This window comes from Acidimicrobiales bacterium, from assembly GCA_035533095.1.
In the GTDB taxonomy this organism is placed as follows: domain Bacteria; phylum Actinomycetota; class Acidimicrobiia; order Acidimicrobiales; family Palsa-688; genus DATLUM01.
Genome location: DATLUM010000080.1, coordinates 1 through 3800, shown reverse-complemented (window position 1 = coordinate 3800; position 3800 = coordinate 1). Strand labels below are relative to the sequence as shown.

Annotated in this window: 3 protein-coding genes; all 3 read right to left on the bottom strand. The window is 69.0% G+C overall.

The features are described from left to right. Positions 1-510 (bottom strand): AAA family ATPase (locus tag VNF71_10575; GenBank protein ID HVA74994.1); only part of this gene is annotated, 510 nt, incomplete at its 3' end. Between the two features lie 113 nt (positions 511-623). Then, positions 624-2084: an IS66 family transposase gene (locus VNF71_10570; GenBank protein HVA74993.1), complete on the bottom strand. Its 1461-nt coding sequence runs from the start codon at positions 2082-2084 to the stop codon at positions 624-626. A gap of 118 nt (positions 2085-2202) precedes the next feature. Next, complete coding sequence (locus tag VNF71_10565; protein HVA74992.1) at positions 2203-3498, bottom strand: IS256 family transposase; 1296 nt, start codon at positions 3496-3498, stop codon at positions 2203-2205. Positions 3499-3800 lie beyond the last annotated feature (302 nt).

Genomic DNA, 3800 nt, shown 5'->3' with positions numbered 1-3800 from the left:
GTGCTTCAGCACGCCGGCCGCCTCCTCGATGATCGCCCGGCGGTCCTCGGGCCGGGCATTCAGTACGTGGTCGAGCTGGCCCTGCCCGATGATCACGTGCTGCTGGCGGCCGACGCCCGAGTCCGACAGCAGCTCCTGGATGTCGAGCAGCCGGCAGGCCTGGCCGTTCAGGGCGTACTCGGAGTCACCCGACCGGAACAGCGTGCGCGTGATCGTGATCTCGGCCAGCCCGCCGGGAAGGCGCCCGCCGGTGTTGTCGACGACGAGGGACACCTCGGCGCGCCCGAGCGGGGCCCGGTCGACCGACCCGGCGAAGATGACGTCCTCCATCTTCTGCGAGCGCACGGTGCGCGGCCCCTGGGCGCCGAGCACCCAGGCGACGGCGTCGACGACGTTTGACTTGCCGCTCCCGTTCGGCCCCACGACCACCGTGACGCCGGGCTCGAAGTGCACCGTCGTCGGGTCAGCGAACGACTTGAAACCCTTGAGGGTGAGCGACTTCAGGAACACGTCCGCACCCTATCCGGCACCGTCGGCGGCCCCGGGGACCGCGCACGGCGCCGTGCGGCGGCTACTTCTTGGGCTGTTCCCGGAACCCGCCAACCAGGACGAATGGTAAACGCTCAGGTCCCCCCGGCGGGGTAAGGCGGTAGCCACGGACCGGAAGAGAACAACTGGCGGATGACCCCGATGAGATTCTCGCCGTGCTTGTCGGCGGTCTGGAGGTAGGAGCGGGTGGCGGCGAACGCCTCGGCACCTTCGACGCTGTAGAAGCAACCCGAAATTTTGTCGTGCAGCTTCACCATTCGGAGCGCCTGCTCGGCGATGTTATTGGTGAAGGGGACGCGGGTGTCGTCGAGGAGCCGGAGCACCTGGTCGGCATCGCCCCGCATGCGGGTGGCGAGGTTCCAGGCCTTGCGCTCGAGGCTGCTCCACCCACCACGGTGCCGCCTCGGTGGTGGCGGGCCCGAGGGCAACAGGGCGAAGGCGACGTCCAGGGTGTCGTTGTAGCGGGTCCGGATCTTGGCGGCGATCTCTTCGCTGACGGCGGCCTCTCCCGCGCCGGCGGCTGCCTCGGAGGCGGCTTTGGCGTCCATGAGGATGCCGGTCATCTGATTGGTCCACAGCGCAAACGTCTCGTCGACGCCGACGCCGTCCAAGTGGCGTAAGACATGCGCTCCGCACTGCGCATGTGTGGCCTCGTCGTAGACCTCGTAGGGCGCCCAGCCGTCGTGGACGATGGTGCCTTTGTAGCCGGGGATCACGCCGATGGCCTCGAAGGCCTTCACGCCGCGCCTTCTGTGCACGGCGACGAGCGTCAGCATCCCGGTGGCAAGGGTGTGCATCCAGTGCTTGGTCGTGCGCACCCGGGTGCCGGTCTCATCGGCGTGCACGACCGGCTCCTTGCGCAGGCGTCCCTTCAGGTCGACGAGGAACGGCACGAGCAGGACTGCGGCTTCCTGCTGGATCTGGCACAACCACCCCGTCGACACCGGGGCGCCGAGCAGGTCCTCCAAGAGCTCGGCGGTGCGCTCGATCGGCAGGTGCTGGCGGACGAGCATGTAGAGAGCAATGACACGGACTTCCGGCCCCCAGCACACGGGCGCTCTGGCCTCAGGAGGCAGCGTGCCGAGCGTCTCGGTGCCGCACACGCAGCGCCGTCTGTAGGCGATGTGGTCGGTCACTTCCGGGCGCACCGGGGGGAGATCGATCACCTGGCTGCGCACCTCGCCGGTCACCTCGGCGTCTTTGAGGTCCCGCCCGCAATCACTGCAGCACTCGGGATCGTGCGGGACGGTCTTGTCGGGCTCACGGCGCTTCAGATGCGCACCGGGGGCTCCCGGCTGCTTGCCCTGCGCCCGCTTCTTTCCCTGCGCCTGCTTCGCTCTGGCCGCGGCCCGGCGCTCGGCGCGCTTTTGCCGGGGCTCGATGCGGTCCTGCGAGGGCGGCTTCGACGTCGTGGTGGAGTCGGCGCGTAGCTCGGACTCCAATGCCGTCACCCGATCTGCGAGCGACTCGTTCTCGGCGCGTAACGCGTCGTTCTCCGTTTGCAAACGCTCGATCGTCGCTACGGCCTCACGCAACTGTTCTTGAAGTGAGAGCCGCGGTGTGACCACATCGACGGTCTATCAGCCCTCGCGCGGTCAGTGGAGGATGTCCCGATCCGTGTGGAATTTCGGGTAGCGGCCCCGAGCGTGTGGGCTATGCGGCCACCTCCTTCTCGGCATCGTAATTGGGGGGTGTAACACCGACGCCGGCGTGCTTGTCGAGCGCGACGCGCAGCGCCTTCAACTGGCGGTGGCCGCTCACCCGGCGAAACTGCTTCTTCGCCTCGATCATCCCCGCTGCGCACCAGCGCAGCGCCATCTGCCCGCCGTTCCAGCGCTTGACGTTGGCCGAATGGTCGCGGCAGATGTCGATCATTGACTCGATCGGGTTCGTGGAGTGCAGCGTGCGCATGAGCGCCGGCGGGACGCCGAGGCGGGCCACGGTGAAGGTCTCGGCGAGCCCCTCGCGCAGCGACGCCGCTGCGCCGGGGTGCTGGTGCTCGAGCTCACTGGCGAGCGCCTCGAGGTCGCCCTGGCCGGCGAGGGGGTCGGCGTTCTTGTAGGCGGCGCGCATGCGCTTGTCGACGACGTTGTAGACCTTCTCGGGCAGGTGGCGCTTCAAGTTGCGCAACTTGTGGATCTGGCACCGGGCGATCACCGGGTGGTCGAAGACCGCCTTCACCGCACTTGAGAGCGCTCCCGAGCCGTCGAGCACGCACAAGATGGGCTTCGTCACGTCGAGGCCGCGGTCGCGCATGCTCACGATGAGACGCTTCACCACCGTGGCGTTCTCGGTGTCGCCCTCCACGACCCCGAGCGGGTGCTTGACGCCGTCGGCGTCGATGCCCAGGGCGACAATGCAGCAGTGGTCGGCGAAATTCACCCCGTCGACCATGAGGACCACCAGGTCGAGCTCCGAGAGGCCGGCCGCCATGAGCTCGTCGAGGCCCGTCTCGGTCGCATCCTTGAAGCGTCGGGCGACCGCCGACTTCGACGTCGAGCGGCTGGTCGCCTCGACTGCCTCGCCCACCGGCTCGAGGCCGGCGCTCGCGTAGCGGCGGGTCGAGACCTTGGCCAGCATCTTCTCCATGGCCAGGCGACCGAGCAGCTCGGTGGACGACGCCAGCTCGTAGGTGGGCAGGGTCACCTCGCTCGTGCCATCGACGCTGCGCAGCCGGGGCCGGGTGATGGCCACCTGGCGGCCGCCGAGAGTCACCAGCCCGGTGTCGGGCCCGTGGCGCTTGGCGGTCCGCTCGGGGTCGTGGCGACCCTTGGGCCCGGCGAGGGCCGTCGCCTCGTGCTCGAGGATGGTGTCGAGCACCTTGAGCCCGGTGCCCACGGCGAAGGCGAGCAGTCCCTCCTCGAGCTCGCCGGCGAGGTCGGCGATCGCGATCGTCACGGTGTCGGGCAGCGGCACGGCCCGCTCATGGGCGGCCTGCTCGGGCGTGATCCTGGCCTTCTTCGGCGTTGTCCGCCCACCCTTGCGCGCGCGGCGTGTCTTGGTCTGATAGTTGTTGGTCACAGCGGTCCCCTTCCTGTCGGAGTTCTTTCGGAACGCCCGACACCTACCACTCGGCAGGTCTCAGGCGGGGGACCGCTACCTCAAAGTTCCACCCTCAGCGGGACAACCTCTCCGCCGGTCGCGCTGTTCTGCACCGAGCACCAGGCCGAGCGTCGGCGCTGTCACTGCGGGGCCGAGACGACCGGGACGTTCCCACCCGAGGCCACTGCGCCCGCCTGCTACGGGCCGCT